This is a genomic window from Aeromonas sp. FL131 (genome assembly GCF_049860615.1).
Lineage (GTDB): Bacteria > Pseudomonadota > Gammaproteobacteria > Enterobacterales > Aeromonadaceae > Aeromonas > Aeromonas hydrophila.
The window spans coordinates 386,095-411,040 of record NZ_CP187595.1; the positions used below are offsets into that span (position 1 = coordinate 386,095).

Consider the following 24,946-nt stretch of genomic DNA (forward strand, 5'->3'; position numbering starts at 1 on the left):
TCCTTTCTCCTCGCGCAATGCGAGGTGCCACTGGCGGGGGCCAAGCCCCGCCTTTCATCAAGCAAGAGGTAAATATGATGACAAGAAAGTCCTCTGTGGCCACCCTGCTGGCCGGGCTCTGTCTGAGCGGTCAGCTGTGGGCCGCCAGCGCCTATGACCTCAATCAGGGCTATGGCGGCGGCAGCCAGGTCAGTTTCAACGGCCAGATCTACGAGGCCAAATGGTATGCCAATCCGGGCCAGAGCCCGGGCGTGCAGGTCGCCAACGAGTGGGATTCTCCGTGGGCCCTGCTGGGGGCGGGCGAAGCGACGCCACCCGGTGACGGGGAGGGCATAGCCCCGCCCGCGCAGGGAGGCAGCGGCGCCGTTGACGGCAGCACTGTCTACCTGAGCCAGAGCGAGCTGGATGCCAAGGAGCATGCGCTCACCGATTTCCCGGCCATGACGGCGGTCAAGGCCTCCATCGCCACCCGCGACAACGCCGTGGTCGAGGCGGTGGCCCCCGGTTTGCCGCTCAACCCCGCCAACGTCAAGCGGGTGGAAGGGCTGCTCAGCGAGTTGCAGTTCAACTTCCTGTTCCCGCTGCGGGCGCCGGAGTACACCTATCGCGGCTTCCTGCAGGCGGTGGCCAAGTTCCCGGCCTTCTGCGGCGACTACAGCGACGGGCGCAACGCCGAAGCCATCTGCCGCAAGTCGCTGGCCACCATGTTTGCCCACTTCGCCCAGGAGACCGGTGGCCACGAGAGCTGGCGCCCCGAGCCCGAGTGGCGTCAGGGGCTGGTGTGGGTGCGGGAGATGGGCTGGACCGAGCAGATGCGCGGCGGCTACAACGCCGAGTGCCGGCCGGATGTGTGGCAGGGTCAGCAGTGGCCGTGCGGCAAGTTCGACAACGGCGAGTTCAAGAGCTACTTCGGTCGCGGCGCCAAGCAGCTGTCGTACAACTACAACTACGGCCCCTTCTCCGAGGCCATGTTTGGTACTGTGCGCACCCTGCTGGACAACCCGGAGAAAGTGGCGGACACCTGGCTCAACCTGGCCAGCGCCGTGTTCTTCTTCGTCTATCCGCAGCCGCCCAAGCCCTCCATGCTGCACGTGATCGACGGTACCTGGCAGCCCAACGCCCACGACCGGCAGAACGGCCTGGTGCCGGGCTTCGGGGTGACCACCCAGATCATCAACGGCGGGGTGGAGTGCGGCGGTGCAGCCGAGCATGCCCAATCCCAGAACCGGATCACCTACTACCAGGCCCAGGCCCAGTATCTGGGCGTGCCGGTGCCTGCCGACGAGGTGCTCGGTTGCAAGAACATGAAGGTCTTTGACGAGGCCGGCGCCGGTGCCCTGCCCATCTACTGGGAGAACGACTGGAGCTATGTGCCGGGTAACCCCAACGGTGGCAAGAGCTACGCCTGCAAGCTGGTGGGCTACCAGACCCGTTTCAGCGCGTTCAAGGAGCGTGACTACAGCCGCTGCGTGCAGCACTTCTTCCCCGAGGTGGTGATCGAGGACAACGGCGGTGGCACCAACCTGCCGCCGGTGGCCAGCATCAGCGGCCCGAGCGAGGCGCTGGGCGGCGCCACCGTGCTGCTCTCCGGCCAGGGCTCGAGCGATCCGGAAGGCAAGCCCCTCAGCTACGCCTGGACCCTGCCTGCCGGGGCCAGCGCCTCGGATCTGACGCAGTCCACCCTGAGCGCCATCCTGCCGCCGACCCCGACCAGCGACACCCGCTACGGCTTCGTGCTCAAGGTGACCGACGACAAGGGGCTGAGCCGCAGCGCCACCCACGAGATCCTGATCAAGGGCAGCGGCGGCACCACGCCGCCGGATGGCAACCCGCCTTACAAGGAGGGAACCGCCTACAGGGCCGGTGACAAGGTGAGCAACCTGGGCGGCAACTACCAGTGCAAGCCCCATCCCTACACCGGCTGGTGTGCCGGCGCGGCCTGGGCCTATGAGCCCGGCAAGGGCACGGCCTGGAGCGATGCCTGGATCAAGCTGTAACGACATCTCCGCGCAATAAAAAAGGCCCGTCAGGGCCTTTTTTCATGGGAGGGTGCGCCATCAGAGCGGCTTTTGCCACAGGCTCAGCAGCAGATCCTGCTCCAGCTCGTCCGGTCCCTGGTGGCTGAAGGCGTGACGCTGTTCACCGCTGGCGCGCCAGCCGAGGCGGCTGGTCTCCAGGATGAAGCTGCGCAGGCCCTGGTCCATCTGCATGCTGAACTGGCAGCGCAGCTGACCCATGGGGTTGAGGCCGGCCAGGCTCGGCCAGCTCAGCGGGTGCTCCATGCTGACCGGGTTGAGGCTGACCCTCAGCTGCCACTGGTGGCGGGGGCCCGGCTGCAGGTAGAGCAGATAGCCGCCCGGTGCCAGCCAGCTGACCAGCTGCTCGGTCTTGACCTTGAGATCGTTGACCAGCAGCAGCTGGGCCGTGCCCGGCAGAATGGGGGCGCGGGCCGGATCGGCGATGACGAACTGAGCGTCCGGCTGCGCCTTGTTGGCGGCGAAGATGGTGTTCTTGGCGATGTCGACGCCGGCAAATTGCCAGCCCGGCAGGCGCTCGGCCAGGGTCCGGCAGTAGTAACCCTCGCCACAGCCCAGGTGGATCAGCTCGCGCGGTTCGAGGGGGGCAAGCAGGCTGGCCATCGCCTCGACCAGTGGCAACTGGTGGCCCTGCTCGAGGAAGTGGCGTTTGGCGCGCATCAGGGCGCGGCTGTCGCTGTCCTTGGGATTCTTCTTGCCGGGGATGAGATCCAGATAGCCTTCCGGCGCGGGATCGAAGTGGTGCTTGTTGGTGCAGTAGACCCCGCGGGAGGCTTCATGAAGTTGCAGCGGGCTGCGACAGATAGGGCATTGCAGGTGCATAGGATTTCTCTTGGCGAAGGCCATGACGGCAGGGGCGTTCGGGATTATAGGGGAGACGATCAGAAAAGGCTGCCGTGGCAGCCTTTTTTATCCAGCGACCCAGTGCGGGGCCGCCAGTCGCGGGATCAGCGAGTGCCGAACACCACTATGGTCTTGCCGTGGGCGGAGATCAGCTCCTGCTCTTCGAGCATCTTGAGGATCCGGCCGACGGTTTCACGGGAGCAGCCGACGATCTGGCCTATCTCCTGACGGGTGATCTTGATCTGCATGCCATCCGGGTGGGTCATGGCATCCGGCTGTTTGGCCAGGTTCAGCAGGGTCTGGGCGATCCGGCCGGTCACGTCCAGGAAGGCGAGGTTGCCGACTTTCTGGCTGGTGTGCTGCAGGCGGGCCGCCATCTGGCCGGAGAGGCGCATCAGGATTTCCGGGTTGACCTGGATCAGCTGGCGGAACTTCTTGTAGGAGATCTCGGCCACTTCACAGGAACCTTTGGCACGCACCCAGGCGGAACGCTCCGGGTTTTCGCTCTCTTCGAACATCCCCATCTCGCCCAGGAAGTCGCCCTGGTTCAGATAGGAGAGGATCATCTCCTTGCCTTCATCGTCCTTGATCAAGACGGCCACAGTGCCCTTGACGATGTAGTAGAGGGTTTCCGCTTTCTCACCCGCGTGGATCAGGGTGCTCTTGGCGGGATACTTATGAATGTGGCAGTGCGACAAGAACCATTCCAGGGTGGGATCGCTTTGCGGTTTGCCAATGACCATGAGAATTCCTCTGTAGTGTCTTTTTATGGACTCGTGCGTCCGGGCAAGCTGCCAACCTTGCCATTCCTTGTATTAGTCGCAGTAGGATAAGAGCCTTTGTCTGTGCTGACAAGGCTTTGAGGGCTTTTGCCAGCTCCCCTTGCAACCCCTGCTGCGTTCCGTTCGCCATTGTAGGGAAGATGGGGGCATCAGATGTTGATTTTGATCTAGTTAGTCAGGAAGTTCGTGAAAATGGCGGATATGTGCCGCTGTCGCGTCGTCTGCGGTATGCTATGTCAGTCAGATCTGTCGTCATCAAGAGGAAATGTGAAATGAAAGCCAAGGTCAGCTGGGTGGAAGGCATGCAGTTTGTGGGCGAGAGTGAGTCCGGTCACAAGGTGATCCTGGACGGTGCCAACCCCGGCGAAGGTGTCAGCCCGATGGAGATGATCCTGCTGGCGGTGGGCGGTTGCAGCTCGATCGACGTGGTCTCCATCCTGGAGAAGGCGCGCCAATCCGTGACCGCCTGCCATGTGGAGCTGGCCGGTGAGCGGGCTGACTCGGTGCCGCGGGTATTCGAGAAGATCCACCTCCACTTCGTGGTGACCGGCAAGGGGCTGGCCGAAAAGCAGGTGGCCCGCGCGGTGGATCTGTCGATGGAAAAATATTGTTCAGTTTCCCTGATGTTGGAAAAAGCGGTAGAAATTACCCATAGTTATCAAATTCTTGAAGCCTGATAGCAGTGGCTCTTCCGATCGAATAACACCATGACATAAGGAAAGTGCAATGAAAAAGATGATAGCGTTACTCCCCCTGCTGGGGCTGGCGGCTTGCAGCATGCCGCAACCGACCCAGTACCAGTACAGCCAGTATCAGTGCGGTGAGGAGCTGCTGGCCGTGACCTATGATGCCCAGGCCGACATGGTGCAGTTCCCCTATGCCGGGGTCTATCACAAGCTGGGCCGGGTCGAGGCGGAGTCCGGTGCCAAGTATTCCGACGGGGTGACCACCTTCTGGAATCAGGAGAAGCAGGCCATCCTCAGCCAGAAAGGGGTAACCCTGCTGACTTGCCAGCGCAAGTGATCGTCATGGTGTGATGACAACGGCCTGCTCAATGCAGGCCGTTTTGCATATTGGGGGTCAGTGCGGCAGGGCGTTGAGCATCTTGGCGGCCAGTTGCTGGCTCAGTTGCTGACGCTCCCCTTCGGCGATGGCCACGTCGCTGGCCAGGGAGATGGCGCTGCTCCACACCGCCTGCTGGGTGCGTCGGTCGAGCAGCACGATGGCCAGGGTGCCCTTGCGGGCATCGGCCTTGGCCTGCAACCCAGGGGTCATGCCGAGGCGGGCGAAGATCTCGCCGTCGCTCAGATCCTTGCTGCCGGCCACCCCGATGGCGACCCACACATCGGCCTCGTCGAGGGGCACGCTCTGCCACCCCTTGCGCCCCAGCTCCTGATTGACCGCCTGTTGCACCGGCTCCAGCCAGCCTTCGGCGCTGTCGCCGGCATACTGGAACTGCTCGGCCAGCGCATAGCGCGGCGTTGCCCCGAAAGGCCAGCTGGCCGCCGGGCGCACCACCATGGTGCCCGCTTCCAGGGTCGGCGCGGCCGGGCCGCTGCTGCAGCCACCCAGCAGGGCGGCCAATCCCACAGAGATAAACGCTAACCGCATCATCAGCTCCTTGGCTCAGGTGATCTTGCCGGTTTCAATCAGTTGCTGGATCAACGGGCGCAGGATCAGCTCCATCGCGAAGCCCATCTTGCCGCCCGGCACTACGATGGTGTTCATCCGTGACATGAAGGATCCGTCGATCATCGACAGCAGATAGGGGAAATCCACCTGCTTGATGCCGCGAAACCGTATCACCAGCATACTCTCGTCCAGACTCGGGATCACCTTGGCGCTGAAGGGGTTGGAGGTATCCACCGTCGGCACCCGCTGGAAGTTGATGTGGGTGCGGGAGAACTGGGGGGTGATGAAGTTGATGTAGTCGTCCATGGAGCGGACGATGGAGTCGGTGACCGCTTCGCGGGAATGGCCGCGCTCCGAGGTGTCGCGAATGAGCTTCTGGATCCACTCCAGGTTGACGATGGGCACTACCCCGATGAGGAAGTCCACGTGGCGGGCCACGTTGTGCTCATCGGTGACCACGCCGCCGTGCAGCCCCTCATAGAACAGCAGGTCGGTGTCGCTTGGCAGGTTCTGCCAGGGGGTGAAGGTGCCCGGCATCTGGTTAAAGGGCACCGCCTCGTCGAAGCTGTGCAGGTAGCGACGATACTGGCCGCTACCGTTCTGGCCGTACTCCTGAAAGAAGCTCTCCAGCAGGCCGAAGTCGTTGGCCTCGGGGCCGAAATAGCTGATGTGGCGCCCCTGTTCGCGCGCCTTGCGGATCGCCACGTCCATTTCCGGGCGGGTGTAGCGATGAAAACTGTCCCCTTCCACCACGGCCGCCTGATAACCGAGCTGATGAAACATGGAGCGAAAGGCGTTGGTGGAGGTGGAGGTGCCGGCTCCGGACGAACCGGTAACCGCAATGATGGGATGCTTTGCCGACATAGAATTCTCTCTTCCTTGGGAGTTCCGTTATAAAGGCATGTTCCGAGTGCGGTCAAGTGTGCGACCTGACAGTACCACCGCGCAACTGCTTCGCGGACGTGCTAGCGTACGGGCATCGGTCGCAGACGCAAAAAAGGCCGCCGTGGCAGCCCTTGTGGCAAACAAAGAGAAAAACTAGCTGGCCTGCTTGGTGCCGGCCGCAGGCTTGATCCCCACCAGCACGGCCCCCAGCAGAATGAACAGCACCCCGAGCGCCTTGCCGGGCTCCAGCGGTTCTGCGAAGAGCGGGATGTTGACCGCCAGCAGGTAGACCAGCGCATAGCTGGTGCTGAGCAGGGGGTAGGCGATGTTGAGCGGGGTGGAGTGCAGCGCCGCCAGCCAGCAGAGCAGCGACAGAGCGTAGCAGCCGACCCCGGCCAGGATCACCAGCAGCGGCAGCGGATGGGCCAGCATCACGGCAAGATCCATCTGCCAGGTCGGCAGCTGGATCACCCCCCACTTCATGCCAAGCTGGGCGGCCGTCACCAGCAAGATGCTGCCGAGCACGTAGAGATACCCCTTCAGCGCCGATCTTGCAGGGTTGGCCGGTGGTTGGCCCGCGTGCGGATGGTCATCACTCATAGCAAACCTCCCAGCAGCAGGGCGCCCACTATGATGGCCCCCACTCCCAGCCAGTTGTGGTAGCTGATCTGCTCGTGAAAGAACAGCCTGGAACCCACCAGCACCAGCACCAGATTGATGCTGAGCATGGGGTAGGCCATGCTGAGCGGCAGCCGCTGCAGCAGGTAGATCCAGAGCAGCATGCCGCAGCCGAGCGCTGCCACGCTGGCGATGAGCCAGGGTGAGCGCAGCTTCTGCCAGTGGTTGCAGGGCTGGTGCTGCCAGCTGACGACCGCCTGCTTTTGCAGCATCTGGCCGCTGCAGGTCAGCAGGCACACCAGCAACAGCAGCAGGATGTCCATCACTGGGCCCCGTGGTAGATGAGCAGGGTCAGCCGGTGGCTGACGATGGTCTCGTCGGCGGGGGGCACGGGCCCGGTGTTGCCGTCGCGATCGGTCTTCATCAGCAGGGCCACCTGCCCATTCTTGCGCGCCTGTTCCAGCCAGGCCGGGAAGTCGGCACGGGCCACGTAGCGCCCCGCCGCATCCGGGTAGCCGAGGCCGTAATGTACCTCGCCCTTGCTGTCAAACAGGTTGATCTCGCTGCGCTGAGTTTCCCAGGCGAGGGAGGAGGCCAGTCCGACGTCGTTGGCCAGCAGGGTACCCGACTTCATCAGCACGGCTTGATTGGCTTCGATGAAGCGCTCCGGCAGCTTGGAGTCGATCAGCGATTGCGGCAGCGCCCAGGGCAGGCCGATGGCCAGCACCATGGGGCAGAGCGCGCTCAGGGTCCAGCGGCGGCTGACTTCTTTCAACTGGATGAAGCCGAGCAGACTCCAGCCGGCGAAGATGACCATGGCCACCGCCAGCGCACCGTGATCCTCCTCGCCATAGACGGCGTGGCTGGGGGAGAACGCCAGCACGGCCAGCACCACCAGGCAGATGAGGCCGAACAGGCCGTTTAGCCAGGCATTGACCCGCAAGGCCCGCTCTTTCCCCTCCTTGAGCAGGTCGACGGCGCTGGCGGCCATCAGCATGGCCAGCGGGGCGAAGCAGGGCAGGATGTAGGTGAGCAGCTTGCCCTTGGCAATGCTGAAGAACAGCAGGGGCAAGATCACCCAGGCCAGCAGGTAGAGGGTTTCCGGGTTTATCTTGCGCTCCTGCCAGCCCTTGCGCAGGGCGCCGGGCAGCAGGCCGAGCCAGGGCAGGGTGCCGAGCAGCCCCATGGGCAGGTAGTACCAGAACGGCGCCTTGTGCTGGGCGTTGTCAGCGGCGAAGCGCTGGATGTGTTCAACCCAGAAGAAGTAGTGCCAGTAGTCCGGTTCGCGCAGGTGCACGGCGATGGCCCAGGGAGCGGCCAGCAGGACCGCGCTCAGGATGGCCAGCGGCCCGAAGCGCACCAGCTCGAGCAGGCGGCGCTGATAGATGACGTAGGGCACGATGACCACCACGGGTACCGCCAGGGCGATGAAGCCCTTGGTGAGAAAACCCATGCCGCAGGCAAGGCCGAACAGCAGATAGCCACCGACCCGGCTGCCAAGGGAGTCCTCCTTGCGGATGATGTAGAAGCTCACCATGGCGGCGTTGAGCCAGAGGGTGACCATGGCGTCCAGCACGCTGTAGGTACCGATGCCGTAGACGATCAGCAGCGACAGATAGATGAGCCCGGTCAGGAAGGCCTTACGCCGGCACTGCCACAGCTGCAGGGCAAACCAGCAGATCAGCAGGGCGCTCAGGCCGGTGGCGGCGGCCGAGGCGAAGCGCACGGCGAAGTTGGTGTCACCGAACAGCTGCTGGCTGATGCTGTTGAACCAGTAGCCGGCGATGGGTTTCTCGAAGTAGCGCAAGCCCAGGAAGTGGGGCACGACCCAGTCGCCGGTGCTCACCATCTCCCGGCTGATCTCGGCGTAGCGGTTTTCGTCCGGGCTCCAGAGCGGCCGCTGATCGAGCGGCAGCAGGTAAAAGAAGAGAAAGAACAGGGGCAGGGCCCACTTGGTCAACGTCATGACATCCTCTGTTGCATGGTGTGATTAGCGCGATGGTTAGTCCTGCCACCCGAGGTGGCGTCATTCATCTCAGGCCTCGGCCTTGCAGCCGAGCCAGCCCTCCCGTCCGGGCAGGGTGCCGCGTGCCAGCCGGCCGGTCGGCAGCGTGGTCGGGTCGGATGGTAACAGATCCCCGAGCGGCACGAAGCGGATGCCGCGCGCCCTGGCTTCGCCGAGCAGGGCATCGAACTGATCCGCCATCACGATCCCTTCCACTTCGGCGTGGATGGTGTAGACGTGCGGGCCCTGCGCCGGCGGGGTGGCCAGCTGATCCAGCAGGAAACGGTTGAAACCGTCGACCGTTACCTGATGGCCCACCACCTCGTCGAAGGTGGGCAGGTTGACCGGGATCTGCGGGGTGCCGGGGCGGCCATCCTGCAGCAGGGGCCGAAACAGGCCGCTGCCGCGACAGTCGCTGTTGTAGCGAAAGCCGAACTGCTCCTTGGCCTGGGTGGTGAGGGGGTCGGCTCGCCAGCCGGCGGCGGCGGAGCAATCCACTTCGCGCCCCAGGATCTGGTTGAGCGCATCCACCCCGAGCCGGGTCTGACGAGTCAGCTCGGCTTGGTCCCAGCGGCCGGTGTTGGCTTGCCAGCCGTGGTGATCCCAGGCGTGCAGCCCCACCTCGTGACGGGCGCTGTCGGTGTCGCGCATCAGGGAGCCGAGCTGCTTGCCGATGGACTTGCCGGGCCAGGCGGTGCCGGCCAGCAATATGTCCAGTCCATAGAGGGATGCTGCGTTGGAGCGCAGCATCTTGAGCAGAAAGCGGGGTTTTAGCAGGCGCCACAAGTGGCGCCCCATGTTGTCCGGTCCGACCGAGAAGAAGAAGCTCCCCTTGACCTGATGCTTGTCTAGCAGTTGCAGCAGGCGGGGCACCCCGTCACGGGTCCCCCTGAAGGTATCGACGTCGATCCGCAGACCTACCTCAGTCATGCTCGACTCCCGTCGTGACCGCCCCTTGCAGGAAGAAGTCGAGGGTGTTGCCAATGGTCTCTTCCATCTCGATGGTCGGCTCCCAGCCCAGCAGGCGACGGGCATTGGCGATGCTCGGCCGGCGGTGGGAGACGTCCTGATAGCCGTCGCCGTAGAAGGACTTGCTCTCCACCAGCTTGAAGCCGGCAAACGGCGGGAACTGGTCGCGCAGCGGGTGAGCCTCGAACTTGGCGAGCAGGATCTCGGCCATCTGCTGGATGCTGGCCTCGTTGTCCGGGTTGCCGATGTTGATGATCTGGCCGTCGCAGCGGTTCTCCTTGTTCTCGATGATACGGAACAGGGCCTCGATGCCGTCCTCGATGTCGGTGAAGCAGCGCTTCTGGGCGCCGCCGTCTACCAGCTGGATCGGGGTGCCGTCCACCAGGTTGAGGATCAGCTGGGTGATGGCGCGGGAGCTGCCGATGCGGGCAGAGTCCAGGCTGTCCAGACGCGGCCCCATCCAGTTGAAGGGACGGAACAGTGTGAAGTTGAGCCCCTCTTTCTTGCCGTAGGCCCAGATGACCCGATCCAGCAACTGCTTGGAGACGGAGTAGATCCAGCGCTGCTTGTTGATGGGGCCGACGATGAGGCGGGAGCTGTCTTCATCGAAGCTGTGATCGTCGCACATCCCGTACACCTCGGAGGTGGAGGGGAAGATGATGCGCTTGTGGTACTTCACGCAATAGCGGACGATCTTGAGGTTCTCCTCGAAGTCGAGCTCGAACACGCGCAGCGGGTTGCGGGTGTACTCGATGGGGGTGGCGATGGCCACCAGAGGCAGGATCACGTCGCACTTCTTGATGTGATACTCGATCCACTCGGTGTGGATGCTGATGTCCCCTTCCACGAAGTGGAAGTTGGGGTGACCGATGAAACGGTCCACCGCGCTGGAGCCGATGTCGAGGCCATAGACCTCGTAGCCGCCATCCTGGAGCAGGCGCTCGGTCAGGTGGTTGCCGATGAAGCCGTTGACGCCGAGGATCAGCACCCGGGTCAGCCGCGCCTTGCGCAGGGCATTGCTCGCCTTGGCGCCGATCTTCATTCCTTCGACCAGCCCCAGTTCGCGGGCCAGTTGGGCGCCGCGCACATAGAGTCCGCCTTCGGCCTGACCGGCCACTATCTCCAGCACCCCTTCACCGCAGGCGATGCGCAGCGGCTCCTGGCTCAGGATGGTGCCCGGCTGCTTGTCGCTCTGCTGGGCCAGCCAGTGGCTCTTCCACACCGTCAGCTTGCGATCGCCGGCGAAGCTGAAGGCGCCCGGGTAGGGCTGGGTGACGGCGCGCACCAGGTTGTGCAGTTCGCGGGCCGGGCGGTGCCAGTGCAGTTCGCCATCGGCCGGGGTGCGGCGGCCATAGTAGCTGGCCTTGCTCTCATCCTGCGGGGTGAGGCGGATGTCGCCGGCGCGCAGCTTGGGCAGCTCTTGCTCCAGCAGCGCCCGGGCGGCGAGGCGCACCTTGCCGTGCAGGGTCAGCGCGGTGTCGTCGTCGGCAATGGCCACCGCCTGCTGGGCGACGATGGCGCCGGCGTCGGGCTTGGCGGTCATCTGGTGCAGGGTGATGCCGGTCTCGGCCTCGCCGTTGACCAGGCACCAGTTGATGGGCGCGCGACCGCGGTAGGCGGGCAGCAGGGAGCCGTGCAGGTTGAAGGCGCCGACGGTCGGGATGTCGAGGATCGCCTGCTTGAGCATGTTGCGGTAGTAGAAGGAGAAGAGGGCCTGGGGCGCCAGCTCGCGAATGCGCTCGATCCAGAGCGGGTGGTTCACGTCCTCGGGGGAGTAGACCGGCAGGTTGTGCTCGGCGCAGAGCTGGGCGACCGAGCCGAAGAAGCGGTTCTCGCCCGGATCGTCGGCGTGGGTGAAGACGGCCTGGATCTCGTAGCCTGCCTCGAGCAGGGCCTCGATACCGGTGCAACCGATATCGTGATAAGCAAAGACGACGACTTTCATTGTTCAGCTTCCTGTTGCGAAGGGGTGGTGGCGCTGCGCACGATCTGGTGGATAAAGTAGCGGGGACGGGCGCGCACGTCGGTGTACATGCGGCCTATGTATTCTCCCAGCAGCCCCATGCCCAGCAGCTGCACGCCGACAAAGGTGAAGAGAATGGCAAAGAGGGTGAAGACGCCATCGGCGGCCCAGTCGGCGCCCAGAATGAGGCGCATCAGGATCAGCAGGATGGAGAAGGTAAAGCCGATGCCTGCCACCACGCTGCCGACGATGCTGAGCAGACGCAGCGGGGTGGTGGTCATGCAGGTGACCAGGTCATACATCAGGTTGATGAGGTGCATCAGCCCGTATTTTGACTCGCCGTGGGCCCGCTCGGCGTGGCCCACTTCCAGCTCTATGGTGCGGCGGGCGAAGCTGTTGGCCAGGATGGGGATGAAGGTGCTGCGCTCCTGGCAGCAGAGCATGGCGTCGATGATGTGACGGCGATAGGCGCGCAGCATGCAACCGTAGTCGCTCATGTGCACACCGGTGGCCTTTTGCACCGACTTGTTGATGAGTTTGGAGGCAGTCTTGCGAAACCAGGAGTCCTGGCGGTTGCGGCGCATGGTGCCTACCACGTCGTAGCCCTGCATGGCGGCTTCGACCAGGCGGGGGATCTCCTCCGGCGGGTTTTGCAGATCCGCATCCAGGGTGATCACCAGATCCCCCTTGGCGGTCTCGAAGCCGGCCATGATGGCGGCGTGCTGACCGTAGTTGCGGTTGAGCAGCACCCCGACCAGCTTGCTGCCCTCACCGGCGGCGTCTCTGATGAGCTCGGTGGAGCCGTCGTGGCTGCCGTCGTCGATGAGGATCACCTCGTAATCCTGTGACAGCTGATCGCAGGCGGCGGTGACCCGGCTCAGCAGCGCGGGCAGGCTGGCCTCCTCGTTGTAGACGGGGATGACCACCGAAACCAGCTTGATGTCAGTGTTGTTCACGTTGCATTACTCCAATATGTCGATAAGGGCCGCGACCACGCGGTCGACGTCGGCCAGCGTCATGTCCGGGAAGAGTGGCAGGGTGCACAGGCGTGACGAGTTCCACTCGGTATGAGGCAGGCTGAGGGTCGGATAGCGTTCGCGGTAGTATTTCTGGGTGTGGGCTGCCCGAAAGTGCAGACCGGTACCGATGCCGCGCTCCTGCAGTGCCTGCATCAGCTGATCCCGGTCGAGCCCGCAGCGATCTGGGTCGACCCGCACCATGAACAGGTGCCAGGCGTGCAGGTGGGGGTAGCCCGGCACGGCGAGCGGCGCCAGCGGCAGACCGGCCAGTTGCTCCTGATAGCGGGCCACCAGTTCGGCCCGCTTGGCGTTGAGCTCGGGCAGGCGCGCCAGCTGTACCAGGGCGATGGCGGCGTTGATGTCGGCCAGGTTGTATTTGAAGCCCGGGGTGATCACCTCCGCCTGCGGCTTGCGGCCCAGGCTCATGCGATCAAAGGCATCCACTCCCAGGCCGTGGAATTTGAGCATTCGAACCTTGTCCGCCAGCGCCTTGTCGTCGGTCACCAGCATGCCCCCTTCGGCGCAGGTCAGGTTCTTGATGGCGTGGAAGGAGAAGATGGCGGTGCCGCTGGCGCCGATCCAGCGCTCCCGGTAGCGGGTACCGACCGCGTGGGCGGCATCCTCGATGACCGCAATGCCGTGGCGGCCGGCCAGCGCCAGGATCGGATCCAGATCGACCGGGGCACCGGCGTAGTGGACCGGGATGATGGCTTTGGTGTTGGCGGTGATGAGCGGCGTGATCAGCTCGGCGCTGGTCATCAGGGTATCGGGGTCCACGTCGACGAAGACCGGCTCGGCCCCCAGCAGGGTGATGATGTTGATGGTGGAGACCCAGGTCTGGGAGGGGGTGATCACCTCATCCCCCGGGCCTATGCCCAGCGCCAGCAGGGTGACGTGCATGCCGGCGGTGGCGGAGCAGAGTGCGACCGCGTGCTGGCAGCCGAATGTGTCGCAAAATTGCTGTTCCAGTTCATGATTCTTCGGGCCCGTGGTGATCCAGCCCGATTTCAATACGTCACAGACAGCACTTATCTCGGCATCACCGATGGCGGGCCTCGAAAATGGCAGAAAATCTTGCATAAGAGATCCAACGAAGAATATTAATCAGTGCCCGTGAAAGCGGGCAGCCCCAACAAATTGCACTCAACATAACGTATATAAAAGCGGGCCTGCAATGGTCCAGAAACAGCTGGTAACAATTAACTGGTGCGGTCATCTTAGGTAATGTGATAAATATTTATAACCCCCCCAACTCTTGTTTTTCCAAATTACATTTTCTCTGACATTTTGGTTGTATCAATATGAACATTACTGTATTTGGAAGTGGCTACGTGGGCCTGGTTCAGGCCACCGTACTGGCCGACGTCGGTCATCAGGTGATCTGTGTCGATGTCGATGAACAGAAGGTGGCAGCCCTGATGGATGGCCAGGTGCCCATCTATGAACCCGGTCTCGAATCCCTGCTGCAGCGCAACATCAAGAGCGGCGCCCTGGTGTTCACCACGGACGCCGTGCTGGCCGTCAAACACGGCGATGTGCAGTTTCTGGCGGTAGGCACGCCACCGGGGGAGGATGGTTCCGCCGATCTGAGCCACGTGCTGACGGTGGCCGAGACCATCGCCCAGTATCGCGATCGGCCCGTCATCATCGTCAACAAGTCGACCGTGCCGGTGGGCACCGCCGACAAGGTGACCGCCAGGGTCAACGCCATCCTGCAGCAGCGGGATCAGTCGTTCGCCTTCGACGTGGTCTCCAACCCCGAATTTCTGAAAGAGGGCTCCGCCATCCAGGATTGCCTGCGGCCGGATCGCATCGTGGTGGGTACCGCCAACGAGGCCTCCCGCCAGCTGATGCGCGAGCTCTACGAGCCGTTCAACCGCAACCACGACCGCATCCTGTTCATGGATGTGCGCAGCGCCGAGCTGACCAAGTACGCCGCCAACTGCATGCTGGCCACCAAGATAAGCTTCATCAACGAGATGGCCGGGCTGGCCGAGCGAGTCGGCGCCGACATCGAGATGGTGCGCCAGGGAATAGGTTCGGATCAGCGCATCGGCTATCAGTTCATCTACCCGGGTTGCGGCTATGGCGGCTCCTGTTTTCCCAAGGATGTCAAAGCCTTGCTGGCCACTGCCCAGGAGCTGGAGTACGACACGCCGTTGATCCGGGCGGTGGAGCGAGTCAACGAATTGCAAAAATCGCGGCTGTTTCAGCTGCTGTCAGCGTTCTTTTGCGCCGAAGGGGAGAGCCTGGCCGGCAAGACCATCGCCCTGTGGGGGCTGGCGTTCAAGCCCAACACCGACGACATGCGCGAGGCGCCGAGCCGGGCCTTGATGGAGGCGTTGTGGCAGGCCGGGGCGACCGTGCAGGCCTACGATCCCGAGGCGATGCAGGAGGCCCAGCAAATCTACGGCAACTGTGACAAGCTGCGGCTGATGGGCACCAAGGAAGCGGCGCTGTTTGGTGCGGATGCCCTGGTGATCTGCACCGAGTGGAACCACTTCAAGGCCCCCAATTTTGCCGCCATCAAGCAGGCGTTGCGTTATCCGCTGATCGTCGATGGCCGCAACCTGTTTGATCCGGGCCGGATGAAAGATCATGGTTTTCATTACTACGCCATCGGGCGGGGCGAATCGGTAATGAAATAAAAAGACCATGCCACGCTGCCGCCAAGTTTCAGTGCCATGGCAGTGCGGCATCTCTTCACGCTGCACAAGACTATTTTCGTCACTATTGTCGGTGAGCGTCGTTGTCATATTTATTTAATATTGTGAGCTGATTCACTTTATTAATTTTATATTGCCGCTATGGCCAGGTTCTCTGCATGGCTCGCCACTATTAATTAAACCGGTATTGATATGGCCTATTTCCCCGCAGCATATTGTCGCGGGGCACCAATCAATGCACAACATCCGGCAGAGCTCACTCTGCTCACAATAAAAATGGCCCTCCGCCAGTGCGGAGGGCCATTTTTATTTTCTGAAAGGGACGCGCCAGCCCGGCGGGAACTGTCGGGTTGGTGCCGCCATCGTGTCGGCCCGGCTGGCAAGACCCAGATCGGGATGGCAATGGGCCGGCTATTCCGGTATATCGTCCACCTGAGCCCGGTCGAGGGTCGCCTTGGGCACTATGTTTACGCTTTCGTGCAGCTCGCTGTAAACGATCACGGCCAGCCCCTGCTGCAGCTGTGTCCTGACATCGGCGACCTTGTCGGCCAGACTGACATCATGTTCGCCGTACTCGGTGCCCTCTTGCAGCACGAAGTGCTCGAGCAGGTTGTTGAGGGTTTCTGCATCCAGCTCTTGCCAGGGGATAATCATGGTTTCATCTTCCGTTACCAGAGAGCGGGTATTGTCTATCTGTCGGCAGCAAGCGCAAGGGATTTATATGGCAGCAAGCAGGTATGAACATGCTCTCTGATGAACAACGTCGTCTCTCCAGCCACCTCGAACACCATCTGTATGAGTCTCGCCGTCACGCCCTGAGCAAGGGGTTGCGCTGGTTCTGGGCCGTCAACCAGCTGGCGATCCTGTTCCTGCTGGCGCGCTTCTATGTCTATCAGGACGCCCATCTGGTGGTGGCCCGGGTACTGCCCTGGAGCTACGAGGTGCAGCTGGTGCTGATGACGCTGGCCTGCCTGTCGTTTCCGCTGTTCTGGCACTGGCTCTCCCGCCAGCCCCCCGCCATCTGGCAGCCCTGCCTGCGTGCCGGCGCCCTGCTATGGGGGACTGGCTGGGCGCTGCTCGGCTACGCCATCGCCCTGGTGGAGCTGAGAGGCGGTTTCAGCCTGGCGTTCGATCTCATCAGCATGTTGCTGATGACGGCGCTGGTGGCGCTCTATTGCGAGGTGCGGCTGTTCTACTGCTTCAGCACACCGCCGCTGCTGTTTCTGCTGCTGGAGGCGCTGCTGGTCAAGGTGCCGTTTCCGGCGGTGCACTGGATGGCGGTGGGCTGCCTCATCATCATGCTGGAGACGGGCAGGCGCATGCTCAACGGCTGGTTCGAACTGGCGGTGTCCCGTGAGCACGAGAATCTGACCCTGGCTCGCCAGCTCGATGCCATGGCCAAGCGGGATCCGCTGACCGGGCTGGCCAACCGGCGCCACTTCGACAACGTCGGCGAGCAGATCCTGCAGGAGGCGAGAGAGCAGCACGGCGAGTTTGCCATCCTGCTGCTGGACGTGGACTTCTTCAAACGCTTCAACGATCACTACGGCCATCTGCAGGGGGACAACTGCCTGATCGCGGTGGCCGACTGCCTGCGCGAGGCCATTCGCCAGCCGGCCGACGTGGTGGCCCGCTATGGTGGGGAGGAGTTCGTGCTGTTATTGCCCGGTGCCGATGCGCTGGCCGCCAGCGCCATCGCCAAACGCATTGCCGCCGCGCTGGCCGGGCGAGGCATCCTTCATGCGCAGTCGGAGGTGTCGGATCGGGTCACCGTGAGCCAGGGCATCGCCCTGTGGCACGGGGGGCAGGATGGCATCGCCGACATGCTGGTGCGCGCCGACGAGGCGCTCTATCAGGTCAAGGAGGCTGGCCGCAACGGCTACCGGCTCGCCCCCTGAGTCTGCTCCCGCAGCCACTGGCTGATCCGCTCTTCCAGCCAGAACCGCGGACGCCAGGGTGTACCGTGCAGAAAGCCCACGTGGCCGCCCTGGCGGCTCAGCTCGTAGCGCACCATGGGTGAGAGCTGCTCCGCCTGCGGGATCACCGCCTCGGTCATGAAGGGATCGTCGGCGGCGTGGATCACCAGGGTGGGGATGGGGATCCGTGCCAGCATTCCCAGACCCGAGCAGCGCTGATAGTAGTGATCGGCACTGTCAAAACCGTGCAGTGGCGCCGTGACCTGCTCATCGAAGTCGCGCAGGGTAGCGATGGCGCGCACCTGCTGTGGCTGCCAGCGGGCACTGGCCGCTGCCTGCCGCTGGATCTTCTGCTGCAGGTTGTGGCGCATGGTGCGCAGCAGATAGCTCTGATAGACCCGCGAGAAGCCCTGATTGACCCGATCGGCGCAGCTGTCCAGCCGCAGCGGCGCCGAGATCACCACCGCCGCCGTCAGCTCGCTCGGGCAGGCGCGCGCCAGCAGATTGACCAGCATGTTGCCCCCCAGCGAATAGCCGATGGCGATGAGCGGCTTGCCGGGAAAGCGGCGGCCCAGCTCGGCGATCAACGCCTGGGCATCCTCGATGGCGCCGGAGTGATAGGCCTGCAGCAGCCGGTTCGGCTCGCCGCTGCAGCCGCGAAAGTGCATCAGCACCGCCTCGTTGCCCTGACGTTGCAGGTGGGCAAACAGTCCCTTGGCATAGTGGGAGTGAATGCTCCCCTCCAGCCCGTGAAACAGCACGATGAGCGGCCGCTCATCCCGGCTGATCTCGCCGCTCCAGGCGAGATCGACGAAGTCGCCGTCCGCCAGCTCGAAGCGCTCCGCCACGAAGCGGGCCGGTTGCCGGCGCAGCCACTTGGGCAAAATGGTTTGCAGATGGGGATTGCGCGCCCACCAGGGGGCGTGGAAGTGGCTTTCGATCAGCATGCTGGGTCCGCGGGGTGACTGGGACAGAAAAGGCAACGGCGAGAAGCCGGGCTTCTCGCCGTCGGGATCAGGCCGGCAGGCTGTCGTGGTGCTCGGCACCGCGCAGCATGGCCTGGATCAGTTCGTTGGCTTCAAACTTGGTCAGCGCCTCGTGAGCGCCCACCTGATGGGCCCGCTCCACGCTTATCTCGCTGGAGAGCGAGGTGTGCAGGATGATGTAGGCGCCCGCCAGTTTGGCGTCGCTCTGCACCTCGAAGGCCAGTTCATAGCCGTCGAGCCCCGGCATCTCGATGTCGCTCACCAGGATGTCGATGGGGGTCTTCTGGCTGGCGCGGGTCTGCATCAGGGTCAGCGCATCCTTGCCGTTGGTGCACACCTCGTAGGGGATGTTGATGTAGTCCAGCGCCGCCATCAGCTGGCGACGGGCGACCGAGGAGTCATCCACCAGCAGGATCCGCATTGGCTTGATCCGCTCCCGCTGCACGTCGGTCAGTACCGGGTAGAGGTGGCTGGGATCGTCCGGATAGACCCGGGAGAGGATCAGCTCCACGTCCAGCAACTGGATCAGCTGGTCATTGACCCGGGTCACGCCGGTGACGAACACGTTGTGGCCGAGTGTGGCGGGCGGCGGCTCGATGTCGCGCCAGTTGCACTCGGTGATCTTGTCGATGCCGCGCACCAGAAAGCCCACCAGGGTACGGCGGCAGTCGGTGATGATGATGAAGCAGTGCGGCATCTCTTCCTTGCTGATCGGGCGATAACCCACCGCCATGGCCATGTCGATCACCGGGATGGTGGTGCCACGCATGCTGGCGGCGCCGAGCACGGTCGGGTGCGAGTGCGGCATGGCCGTCAGCTGGGTGTAGGGCACTATCTCTTTCACCTTGAGGGTGCCGATGGCGAAGGATTGCTTGGCCGAGAGATGAAACAGCAACATGCCCTGGGATTGGTTGGCCTTGCTTTTCATGGCAGATGTCCTGTGAGTCAAAACGGTATCAGTCAATTCAGGCCCCTAGCATAAAGGATTATAGAAGAAATGGCCTTGTGGTTATTAACGACCATTGGTCGTAAAACTGGACTCATTTCATCCATTTATTGCCGCAATCCGCACTTGTGCGCACTGCCTGGGGCCCTCATGGGCGGGGTGTTCAGCGCGCCTGCAACGCCTCCAGCGGGGTGCTGAGCCACTGTTGGCAGGCGTGGGTGAGCGCGGCTTCATCTCCATAACCCAGCTTGCTCACCACCTGGGCGCGTTGGCTGCCGCTCTTGAGCAGCCGCACCGCCTGCAGCAGCTGCCACTGGGCGCGCAGCGCATCGCCCGCCAGCGCCGGGTCGCTGAGGCCACGCTGCGCCAGACATTGTTGCCATGCCGCATCGCTGCCCTCCTGACCGTTTGCCAACGCCTGCCAGGCGGCCTGCAGGGCATTGTCTGGCTGGGAGGCAATGGGGCAGGCCGGCAGCTCATCGAGAATTACCTGCAAGCGGTGGCCGTAGGCCCCTTGCCAGTCGCGGGGGCGCTGCCACTGGGCCAGGCCGTCGAGCAGCGCCGTCAGCAGCGGGGTGGGCTGCAGCCAGCCCGCCCGCTCGGGCTGCTCCACACGTACCGAGCAGGTCAGCAGATCATGCTGGCAGCCCGCCAGCGGGGTGAATGCGGCCAGGGCATCGGCACAGAGCCAGAAGTGGCTTCCCGTCGGCATCAGCCACTCATGGGCGCCGAGTCGCAGCAGCGCCGCGCCCCGGGTGATCCGCAGCAGCTGGCCCACCGGCACGCGCTTGCGGGCACCGACTTGCAGATGCGAAGTGGAAAAATGCTGATATTCGATGGCGTGATGCATGTAAAAACCCTGATATGATGCTGCCTGGAGGTAACGAAAATGGAAACCAGACGTAAAAAACGCTTCATTGCCGGTGCGGTCTGCCCGGCGTGCGGCAAAATGGACACCATGATGCTGTATATGGAGCATGGAGTCGAGAAGGTGACCTGTGTCGAGTGCGGGGATACCCAGGTACAGACCCAGGCCGAGGTGGACAAGGTGACCCGGGAGACGGAACAGGTAATCGGCGTGTTTCGTCCCGAGTGAGTGGCGGCCTCAAGGTGATGGCACGCCGGTCAGACTGGTGGCTGTTGATGACTTTTTCATCACGCTGAAGCCGGACCGACCATATGCTTGTCTGCCTTTTTGAGGTATTCTGGGCCCGTTTTTTTCTATCCGCAGGATCCCTGACATGAAAGTAGCTCCCCTGAGCGTGGTTACGCTGGAATACACGGTCACCGACGAACACGGTGAAGTCATCGACACCACTGTCGGTAAAGAGCCTCTGGTGTATCTGCACGGTACCCGTTATCTGGTCTCCGGCCTCGAAGCCGAGCTGGAAGGTCGCAGCGTGGGCGAGGCGTTCGACGTCACCCTGACGCCGGAGCAGGCTTATGGCCAGTACGACGAGAACCTGGTGCAGGAAGTGCCCGGCGAGCTGTTCGACGGCATGGAAGTGTCTGAAGGGGATACTTTTGTGGCCGAGACCGACGACGGCCACCGCCCGGTGACCGTGATCGAAGTGTCCGAAGAGTTCGTCAAGGTGGATGGCAACCATCCGCTGGCCGGCGTGACCCTGGGCTTCAAGGTCGAGATCAAGGACGTGCGCGCCGCCACTGCCGAAGAGCTGGCCCACGGCCACGTTCACGGTGCCGGTGGTTGCGGTCACGATCATGGCCACGACCATGATCACGACCACGGTCATGAGCACGGCGGTTGCTGCGGTGGTGGCCATCACGGCCACGATCACGGTCATGACCACGGCGACGACCACGGTCACGGCGGCTGCTGCGGTGGTGGCGGTTGCGGTGGCAAGGGCCATCAGCACTGATCACGGCATTGCCGATGATAAAAAAACCCGCGCCTGGCGCGGGTTTTTTTATGGCTGGCACTCATCAGTAGTGCGGTGGCGGCGTCTCTTCGGCCATGCTGGCGATCTGGCTCGGCTGCACGCTCTGCAGCTTGTCCACCAGCAGCTGGATCTGATGCTTGAGCCGATCCAGCTCGCGGCCCTGGGTGGTGACCTCGTCGTTGAGCTGCTCCACCGTGTATTCGGCGAAGGCGAGGCGGCTTTCCAGGGTTTCGAGGCGATCGTTTAATTGCTGACTCATGGGCCTTTTGGTCCTTACTTGATAGTCCAGATTTCGGCCAGGCCGCTGGAGCTGGCGCTGACAAGGTGGCTATTGTCGCGCAAAGCCACGCCGTAGACCACTGCGCTCGGCGGTTTCACCCTGGGATGGGGCGAGACGCGCCAGCTCTGCAGCAGGCTGCCGTCGCTCACCTGCCACAGGGAGAGCTGGCGGGAGGGGGCGCCGGTGATGAGCCACTTGCCGTCGTTGGCAAAACGCGCCGCGGTGTAGACCTCGAAGCGGTGATCGAACTGCAGCCGGCTCAGCTCCTTGCCGGTTGTCAGATCCCAGATGCTGGCCTGCCGGCTGTCGGCGGTGAAGGCGAGCCGTCCGCTCGGGTCGAGCCGGGCCAGCACCACCCGACCGGCGTGGTTGAAGCGCCACACTACCTGGCCTGAGCGGGTATCCCACAGGTAGGCGCTGTAGTCGTTGCCGCCGGTGAGGGCGTAACGGCCGTTGGGGGAGAGATCCACCGTGTTGACCTGCTCGGTGTGGCCGAGAAACTGCAGCCGGCGGCCGGTGCGGGTATCCACCACTTCCGCCTTGCCGTCTTCCCGGCCGATCAGCACCTGGCGACCGTCGGCCGACAGGGCGATGTCCCTCAGCCTGGATTCAGGAAGCGAATAGTAGCCTTGCGACTGGCCATCCTGCAGGCGCCAGATCCCGAAGCTGTCGGGGGTGGCCGTCACGGCGTGGCTGTCGTCCGCCGAGAAACGGGTGATGATGATGAAGTTGTCCGGATTGTCGGACTGGCGCCAGCGCCAGCGCTCCTTGCCCTGTTCCAGGTCCCACACCACAGTGCCCTGGCTCAGGCTGGAGACGATGGCCTGCTTGCCGTCGCTGGCCAGATCGGCGCTCAGCAGCCCCTGGTTGGCGAGGGTCAGTTGTCGGTCCGGCGATGAGCTCTGTTCGCAGCCTGTCAGCATCAGGCAAATCGCGACGAGATAAATGGCACTTTTTATCATTTTTCCTGTCTCATGCTTTCGTTACCTGCGATCACGGCGTTAGTATAAGGCGCTTATCACGATAAACCTCTCATTTCACGAAGGAACCGAGAGCGGTATTTAGAGTTTTGGAGAAACTGATGAACAATTTTCTGAAGGTGTCCCTGTTGGCCGCGGCAGTTGCCGTGAGTCTGACTGCTTGCCAAAAAGACGAGAAGACTGCTGCGAATACCGCAGAGGTCAAGGCAGAAGCCAGCAAGCCGGCAGAGGCCCCCAAGGCTGAAGCCAAGAGCTTTGAAGAGCAATCCGGCTATGCAATTGGCCTCTCCATGGGTCGTTATATCGCCAATACCCTAGAACGTCAGCAGGAACTCGGCATCAAGCTGGACAACAGCGTCATCCTCAAGGGTGTGACCGACGGTCTGGGTAAAGAAGCCAAGATGACCGACGAGGAGATCCAGAAGGTTCTGCAGCAGTACGACGCTAAGATCAACGAGTTGACCAAGGCCAAGGCTGACAAGGATGCCGTGGAAAACCAGAAGAAGGGTGAAGAGTACCTGGCTGCCAACGCCAAGAAAGAGGGCGTGAAGAGCACCGAATCCGGCCTGCAATACCAGGTCGAGAAGATGGGTACCGGCGCCAAGCCGAAGGCCACCGACATCGTCAAGGTCCACTACACCGGTACCCTGACCGACGGCACCAAGTTCGACAGCTCCGTCGATCGCGGCGAGCCGGCCACCTTCCCGCTCAACCAGGTGATCCCGGGCTGGACCGAAGGCGTGCAGCTGATGCCGGTCGGTTCCAAGTTCAAGTTCTTCCTGCCGTCCAAGCTGGCCTATGGCGAACACGGTGCGGGTTCCATCCCGGCCAATGCCGTGCTGGTATTCGACGTTGAGCTGCTGGCTATCGAGAAGCCGGCTGCCGATGGCGACAACGCCAAGAAGTAAGCGGAAAACGTTGAAAAAACGGCTCCTTAGGGAGCCGTTTTTACTTGTAACTCCGCCCGAATGGCGGGATAAAAGAGAGTATCGCCAACTGTGCTAACATGGCGAACGACACCCGAAATAGACAACAAAATCAATTGCAAGGATGGCTCCCGTGGCTGAAAGCAAACCTCGAGTCCTGTTGGTGGAAGATACCCGCAGTCTGGCGGTGGTCTATGAACAGTATCTGGCCCAGGATGGCTACGAGGTGCTGCGGGCCGATTGTGGCCAGCAGGCATTGGTGCAGCTGCTGAGCAGCCCGCCGCCGGTGGTGCTGCTGGATCTCGAGCTGCCCGACATGTCCGGCATGGACATCCTGCAGCAGATCACCGAACAGCAGCTGCCCTGCTCGGTGGTGGTGATCACCGCCCACGGCTCGGTGGACGTGGCGGTGGAGGCGATGCGGCTCGGCGCTTTCGACTTCCTGACCAAGCCGTTCGATGGCAAGCGGCTGTGCGCCACCGCGCGCAATGCCCTCAAGCACCAGCAGCTCAGCTCGCTGGTGGCCCAGTACCGGGAGAACTTCGAGCGCAGCTCGTTTGCCGGCTTCATCGGTGCCTCCATGCCGATGCAGGCGGTCTATCGCATCATCGAGAGCGCGGCACCGAGCAAGGCGACCGTGTTCATCACCGGCGAGAGCGGCACCGGCAAGGAGGTGTGCGCCGAGGCCATCCACCAGTGCAGCCCCCGTCGTGAGCAGCCCTTCATCGCCCTCAACTGCGCCGCCATTCCCCACGACCTGATGGAGAGTGAGATCTTTGGCCACGTGAAGGGGTCGTTCACCGGCGCACAGGGGGATCGCAAGGGGGCGGCCAGCCTGGCGGATGGCGGCACCCTGTTTCTGGACGAGATCTGCGAGATGGATCTGGACCTGCAGAGCAAGCTGCTGCGCTTCATCCAGACCGGCACCCTGCAGCGGGTCGGCAGCGGCAAGCTGGAGACGGTCGACGTGCGCTTCGTCTGCGCCACCAACCGCGATCCCCTGCTGGAGGTGAAGGCGGGGCGTTTTCGCGAGGATCTCTACTACCGGTTGCACGTCATCCCCCTCAGCCTGCCGCCGCTGCGCGAGCGAGGCGAGGACATACTGCTGCTGGCGCGAACCCTGCTGCAGAGCTATGCCAAGGAAGAGAACAAGCGCTTCAAGGATTTCGATGCCGAGGCGGCGCGGGTGCTGCTTGATTACCCCTGGCCCGGCAACGTGCGCGAGCTGCAGAATGTGGTGCGCAACATAGTGGTGCTCAACGATCGCGAGCTGGTGAGCCCCGACATCTTGCCGCCTCCGCTCAACGGCAGCCGTGCCAGCCTGCTGGCGGCGATCCCCGCGGCGGCCGCGACCGGCAGCGGTGCCGTGGTGGTGGCCAATGCCCCGATCCGCCCGCTCTGGCTGGTGGAAAAAGAGACCATAGAGCAGGCCATCGCCAGCTGTGACGGCAACATCCCCAAGGCGGCGGCGCTGCTGGAGATAAGCCCTTCCACCATCTATCGCAAGAAACAGGGCTGGGAAGAGGCGAGTCTGGCGTGAGGCTGGCGTCGGGAGGGTGAACCCCTCCCGGTGAATAAAATGTGCGGGGCGGC

Annotated in this window: 26 protein-coding genes; 9 read left to right on the forward strand and 17 right to left on the reverse strand. The window is 63.1% G+C overall.

Annotation, left to right across the window (positions count from 1 at the left end):
• The first annotated feature begins 74 nt into the window (after positions 1-74).
• Entirely contained in the window at positions 75-1,997 is a 1,923-nt protein-coding gene (locus ACPW75_RS01920) for a glycoside hydrolase family 19 protein (protein WP_289710452.1), read from the forward strand.
• 60 nt (positions 1,998-2,057) lie between these two features.
• Here ACPW75_RS01920 and ACPW75_RS01925 read toward each other — a convergent pair whose 3' ends face one another.
• Together ACPW75_RS01925 and crp are read right to left on the reverse strand one after the other, a co-directional pair.
• Entirely contained in the window at positions 2,058-2,858 is an 801-nt protein-coding gene (locus ACPW75_RS01925; protein WP_077095349.1) for a putative RNA methyltransferase, read from the reverse strand.
• A gap of 125 nt (positions 2,859-2,983) precedes the next feature.
• Positions 2,984-3,622 (reverse strand): cAMP-activated global transcriptional regulator CRP, encoded by a 639-nt coding sequence (crp, locus tag ACPW75_RS01930; RefSeq protein WP_011704916.1) that lies wholly within the window; start codon positions 3,620-3,622, stop codon positions 2,984-2,986.
• Between the two features lie 311 nt (positions 3,623-3,933).
• Between crp and ACPW75_RS01935 the strand changes: the two genes are divergently transcribed.
• The gene (locus tag ACPW75_RS01935) at positions 3,934-4,338 is read left to right on the forward strand and encodes an OsmC family protein (RefSeq protein ID WP_179101307.1); all 405 of its coding nucleotides are present in this window, start codon (positions 3,934-3,936) and stop codon (positions 4,336-4,338) included.
• 49 nt (positions 4,339-4,387) lie between these two features.
• A complete protein-coding gene (locus ACPW75_RS01940; RefSeq protein ID WP_011704918.1) occupies positions 4,388-4,684 on the forward strand; it encodes an MliC family protein in 297 nt (98 codons plus the stop codon).
• Positions 4,685-4,741: 57 nt separating this feature from the next.
• Here the strand turns inward: ACPW75_RS01940 and ACPW75_RS01945 are convergent, their stop codons facing one another.
• The 9 genes from ACPW75_RS01945 to arnB all read right to left on the reverse strand — a co-directional run bounded on the left by ACPW75_RS01945 (position 4,742) and on the right by arnB (position 13,832).
• On the reverse strand, positions 4,742-5,272 hold the full coding sequence (locus ACPW75_RS01945; protein ID WP_011704919.1) for a DUF4136 domain-containing protein: 531 nt from the start codon (positions 5,270-5,272) through the stop codon (positions 4,742-4,744).
• A 15-nt stretch (positions 5,273-5,287) separates the two neighbouring features.
• Positions 5,288-6,157, reverse strand: a complete 870-nt coding sequence (locus tag ACPW75_RS01950; protein ID WP_011704920.1) for a phosphoribulokinase — start codon at positions 6,155-6,157, stop codon at positions 5,288-5,290.
• A gap of 174 nt (positions 6,158-6,331) precedes the next feature.
• Entirely contained in the window at positions 6,332-6,778 is a 447-nt protein-coding gene (gene arnF, locus ACPW75_RS01955; RefSeq protein ID WP_077095347.1) for a 4-amino-4-deoxy-L-arabinose-phosphoundecaprenol flippase subunit ArnF, read from the reverse strand.
• Complete coding sequence (locus ACPW75_RS01960) at positions 6,775-7,119, reverse strand: EamA family transporter (protein ID WP_077095346.1); 345 nt, start codon at positions 7,117-7,119, stop codon at positions 6,775-6,777. Before ACPW75_RS01960 ends, arnF begins: the two co-directional genes overlap by 4 nt.
• Positions 7,119-8,762, reverse strand: coding sequence for a lipid IV(A) 4-amino-4-deoxy-L-arabinosyltransferase (arnT, locus tag ACPW75_RS01965; protein WP_077095345.1), 1,644 nt, complete (start codon positions 8,760-8,762; stop codon positions 7,119-7,121). The genes ACPW75_RS01960 and arnT overlap by 1 nt, the downstream gene beginning before the upstream one ends.
• Before the next feature lie 69 nt (positions 8,763-8,831).
• A complete protein-coding gene (arnD, locus tag ACPW75_RS01970; protein ID WP_077095344.1) occupies positions 8,832-9,731 on the reverse strand; it encodes a 4-deoxy-4-formamido-L-arabinose-phosphoundecaprenol deformylase in 900 nt (299 codons plus the stop codon).
• On the reverse strand, positions 9,724-11,715 hold the full coding sequence (gene arnA / locus ACPW75_RS01975; RefSeq protein ID WP_077095343.1) for a bifunctional UDP-4-amino-4-deoxy-L-arabinose formyltransferase/UDP-glucuronic acid oxidase ArnA: 1,992 nt from the start codon (positions 11,713-11,715) through the stop codon (positions 9,724-9,726). The genes arnD and arnA overlap by 8 nt, the downstream gene beginning before the upstream one ends.
• On the reverse strand, positions 11,712-12,689 hold the full coding sequence (gene arnC / locus ACPW75_RS01980; protein ID WP_016349714.1) for an undecaprenyl-phosphate 4-deoxy-4-formamido-L-arabinose transferase: 978 nt from the start codon (positions 12,687-12,689) through the stop codon (positions 11,712-11,714). The genes arnA and arnC overlap by 4 nt, the downstream gene beginning before the upstream one ends.
• A 6-nt stretch (positions 12,690-12,695) precedes the next feature.
• Complete coding sequence (gene arnB, locus ACPW75_RS01985) at positions 12,696-13,832, reverse strand: UDP-4-amino-4-deoxy-L-arabinose aminotransferase (RefSeq protein WP_077095342.1); 1,137 nt, start codon at positions 13,830-13,832, stop codon at positions 12,696-12,698.
• Positions 13,833-14,053: 221 nt separating this feature from the next.
• Here arnB and ACPW75_RS01990 point away from each other — a divergent pair, with 221 nt between their 5' ends.
• Positions 14,054-15,400, forward strand: coding sequence for a UDP-glucose dehydrogenase family protein (locus tag ACPW75_RS01990; RefSeq protein WP_043159595.1), 1,347 nt, complete (start codon positions 14,054-14,056; stop codon positions 15,398-15,400).
• A gap of 429 nt (positions 15,401-15,829) precedes the next feature.
• Here ACPW75_RS01990 and ACPW75_RS01995 read toward each other — a convergent pair whose 3' ends face one another.
• Complete coding sequence (locus ACPW75_RS01995; RefSeq protein ID WP_044799326.1) at positions 15,830-16,072, reverse strand: YheU family protein; 243 nt, start codon at positions 16,070-16,072, stop codon at positions 15,830-15,832.
• Between the two features lie 83 nt (positions 16,073-16,155).
• On the opposite strand from ACPW75_RS01995, the gene ACPW75_RS02000 reads away from it, so the two are divergent.
• Positions 16,156-17,316 (forward strand): sensor domain-containing diguanylate cyclase, encoded by a 1,161-nt coding sequence (locus ACPW75_RS02000; RefSeq protein WP_179101306.1) that lies wholly within the window; start codon positions 16,156-16,158, stop codon positions 17,314-17,316.
• Here the strand turns inward: ACPW75_RS02000 and ACPW75_RS02005 are convergent.
• The 3 genes from ACPW75_RS02005 to ACPW75_RS02015 all read right to left on the reverse strand — a co-directional run bounded on the left by ACPW75_RS02005 (position 17,298) and on the right by ACPW75_RS02015 (position 20,116).
• Complete coding sequence (locus ACPW75_RS02005) at positions 17,298-18,281, reverse strand: hydrolase (protein WP_039215449.1); 984 nt, start codon at positions 18,279-18,281, stop codon at positions 17,298-17,300. The two genes, ACPW75_RS02000 and ACPW75_RS02005, sit on opposite strands and share 19 nt — an antisense overlap.
• A 67-nt stretch (positions 18,282-18,348) precedes the next feature.
• On the reverse strand, positions 18,349-19,248 hold the full coding sequence (locus ACPW75_RS02010; RefSeq protein WP_011704932.1) for a chemotaxis protein: 900 nt from the start codon (positions 19,246-19,248) through the stop codon (positions 18,349-18,351).
• A 181-nt stretch (positions 19,249-19,429) separates the two neighbouring features.
• On the reverse strand, positions 19,430-20,116 hold the full coding sequence (locus tag ACPW75_RS02015) for a hypothetical protein (RefSeq protein WP_143238949.1): 687 nt from the start codon (positions 20,114-20,116) through the stop codon (positions 19,430-19,432).
• A 39-nt stretch (positions 20,117-20,155) separates the two neighbouring features.
• Here ACPW75_RS02015 and ACPW75_RS02020 point away from each other — a divergent pair, with 39 nt between their 5' ends.
• Both ACPW75_RS02020 and ACPW75_RS02025 read left to right on the forward strand, forming a co-directional pair.
• Complete coding sequence (locus tag ACPW75_RS02020; protein ID WP_011704934.1) at positions 20,156-20,362, forward strand: YheV family putative zinc ribbon protein; 207 nt, start codon at positions 20,156-20,158, stop codon at positions 20,360-20,362.
• Positions 20,363-20,507: 145 nt separating this feature from the next.
• Positions 20,508-21,146: an FKBP-type peptidyl-prolyl cis-trans isomerase gene (locus ACPW75_RS02025; RefSeq protein WP_011704935.1), complete on the forward strand. Its 639-nt coding sequence runs from the start codon at positions 20,508-20,510 to the stop codon at positions 21,144-21,146.
• A gap of 64 nt (positions 21,147-21,210) precedes the next feature.
• Here ACPW75_RS02025 and ACPW75_RS02030 read toward each other — a convergent pair whose 3' ends face one another.
• A complete protein-coding gene (locus ACPW75_RS02030; RefSeq protein WP_011704936.1) occupies positions 21,211-21,426 on the reverse strand; it encodes a SlyX family protein in 216 nt (71 codons plus the stop codon).
• 14 nt (positions 21,427-21,440) lie between these two features.
• Positions 21,441-22,409: a WD40 repeat domain-containing protein gene (locus ACPW75_RS02035; RefSeq protein ID WP_077095340.1), complete on the reverse strand. Its 969-nt coding sequence runs from the start codon at positions 22,407-22,409 to the stop codon at positions 21,441-21,443.
• Between the two features lie 119 nt (positions 22,410-22,528).
• On the opposite strand from ACPW75_RS02035, the gene fkpA reads away from it, so the two are divergent.
• The gene (gene fkpA, locus ACPW75_RS02040) at positions 22,529-23,335 is read left to right on the forward strand and encodes an FKBP-type peptidyl-prolyl cis-trans isomerase (protein ID WP_011704938.1); all 807 of its coding nucleotides are present in this window, start codon (positions 22,529-22,531) and stop codon (positions 23,333-23,335) included.
• A 151-nt stretch (positions 23,336-23,486) separates the two neighbouring features.
• A complete protein-coding gene (locus ACPW75_RS02045; RefSeq protein ID WP_077095339.1) occupies positions 23,487-24,893 on the forward strand; it encodes a sigma-54-dependent transcriptional regulator in 1,407 nt (468 codons plus the stop codon).
• The last annotated feature ends 53 nt before the right edge of the window (positions 24,894-24,946 follow it).

Excerpts from the sequence above, each read along its gene's own strand:
- ACPW75_RS01920 (WP_289710452.1), top strand. The coding sequence starts at position 75 with ATGATGACAAGAAAGTCCTCTGTGGCCACCCTGCTGGCCGGGCTCTGT.
- ACPW75_RS01925 (WP_077095349.1), bottom strand. The coding sequence starts at position 2,858 with ATGCACCTGCAATGCCCTATCTGTCGCAGCCCGCTGCAACTTCATGAA.
- crp (WP_011704916.1), bottom strand. The coding sequence starts at position 3,622 with ATGGTCATTGGCAAACCGCAAAGCGATCCCACCCTGGAATGGTTCTTG.
- ACPW75_RS01935 (WP_179101307.1), top strand. The coding sequence starts at position 3,934 with ATGAAAGCCAAGGTCAGCTGGGTGGAAGGCATGCAGTTTGTGGGCGAG.
- ACPW75_RS01940 (WP_011704918.1), top strand. The coding sequence starts at position 4,388 with ATGAAAAAGATGATAGCGTTACTCCCCCTGCTGGGGCTGGCGGCTTGC.
- ACPW75_RS01945 (WP_011704919.1), bottom strand. The coding sequence starts at position 5,272 with ATGCGGTTAGCGTTTATCTCTGTGGGATTGGCCGCCCTGCTGGGTGGC.
- ACPW75_RS01950 (WP_011704920.1), bottom strand. The coding sequence starts at position 6,157 with ATGTCGGCAAAGCATCCCATCATTGCGGTTACCGGTTCGTCCGGAGCC.
- arnF (WP_077095347.1), bottom strand. The coding sequence starts at position 6,778 with ATGAGTGATGACCATCCGCACGCGGGCCAACCACCGGCCAACCCTGCA.
- ACPW75_RS01960 (WP_077095346.1), bottom strand. The coding sequence starts at position 7,119 with ATGGACATCCTGCTGCTGTTGCTGGTGTGCCTGCTGACCTGCAGCGGC.
- arnT (WP_077095345.1), bottom strand. The coding sequence starts at position 8,762 with ATGACGTTGACCAAGTGGGCCCTGCCCCTGTTCTTTCTCTTCTTTTAC.
- arnD (WP_077095344.1), bottom strand. The coding sequence starts at position 9,731 with ATGACTGAGGTAGGTCTGCGGATCGACGTCGATACCTTCAGGGGGACC.
- arnA (WP_077095343.1), bottom strand. The coding sequence starts at position 11,715 with ATGAAAGTCGTCGTCTTTGCTTATCACGATATCGGTTGCACCGGTATC.
- arnB (WP_077095342.1), bottom strand. The coding sequence starts at position 13,832 with ATGCAAGATTTTCTGCCATTTTCGAGGCCCGCCATCGGTGATGCCGAG.
- ACPW75_RS01990 (WP_043159595.1), top strand. The coding sequence starts at position 14,054 with ATGAACATTACTGTATTTGGAAGTGGCTACGTGGGCCTGGTTCAGGCC.
- ACPW75_RS01995 (WP_044799326.1), bottom strand. The coding sequence starts at position 16,072 with ATGATTATCCCCTGGCAAGAGCTGGATGCAGAAACCCTCAACAACCTG.
- ACPW75_RS02000 (WP_179101306.1), top strand. The coding sequence starts at position 16,156 with ATGAACATGCTCTCTGATGAACAACGTCGTCTCTCCAGCCACCTCGAA.
- ACPW75_RS02005 (WP_039215449.1), bottom strand. The coding sequence starts at position 18,281 with ATGCTGATCGAAAGCCACTTCCACGCCCCCTGGTGGGCGCGCAATCCC.
- ACPW75_RS02010 (WP_011704932.1), bottom strand. The coding sequence starts at position 19,248 with ATGAAAAGCAAGGCCAACCAATCCCAGGGCATGTTGCTGTTTCATCTC.
- ACPW75_RS02015 (WP_143238949.1), bottom strand. The coding sequence starts at position 20,116 with ATGCATCACGCCATCGAATATCAGCATTTTTCCACTTCGCATCTGCAA.
- ACPW75_RS02020 (WP_011704934.1), top strand. The coding sequence starts at position 20,156 with ATGGAAACCAGACGTAAAAAACGCTTCATTGCCGGTGCGGTCTGCCCG.
- ACPW75_RS02025 (WP_011704935.1), top strand. The coding sequence starts at position 20,508 with ATGAAAGTAGCTCCCCTGAGCGTGGTTACGCTGGAATACACGGTCACC.
- ACPW75_RS02030 (WP_011704936.1), bottom strand. The coding sequence starts at position 21,426 with ATGAGTCAGCAATTAAACGATCGCCTCGAAACCCTGGAAAGCCGCCTC.
- ACPW75_RS02035 (WP_077095340.1), bottom strand. The coding sequence starts at position 22,409 with ATGATAAAAAGTGCCATTTATCTCGTCGCGATTTGCCTGATGCTGACA.
- fkpA (WP_011704938.1), top strand. The coding sequence starts at position 22,529 with ATGAACAATTTTCTGAAGGTGTCCCTGTTGGCCGCGGCAGTTGCCGTG.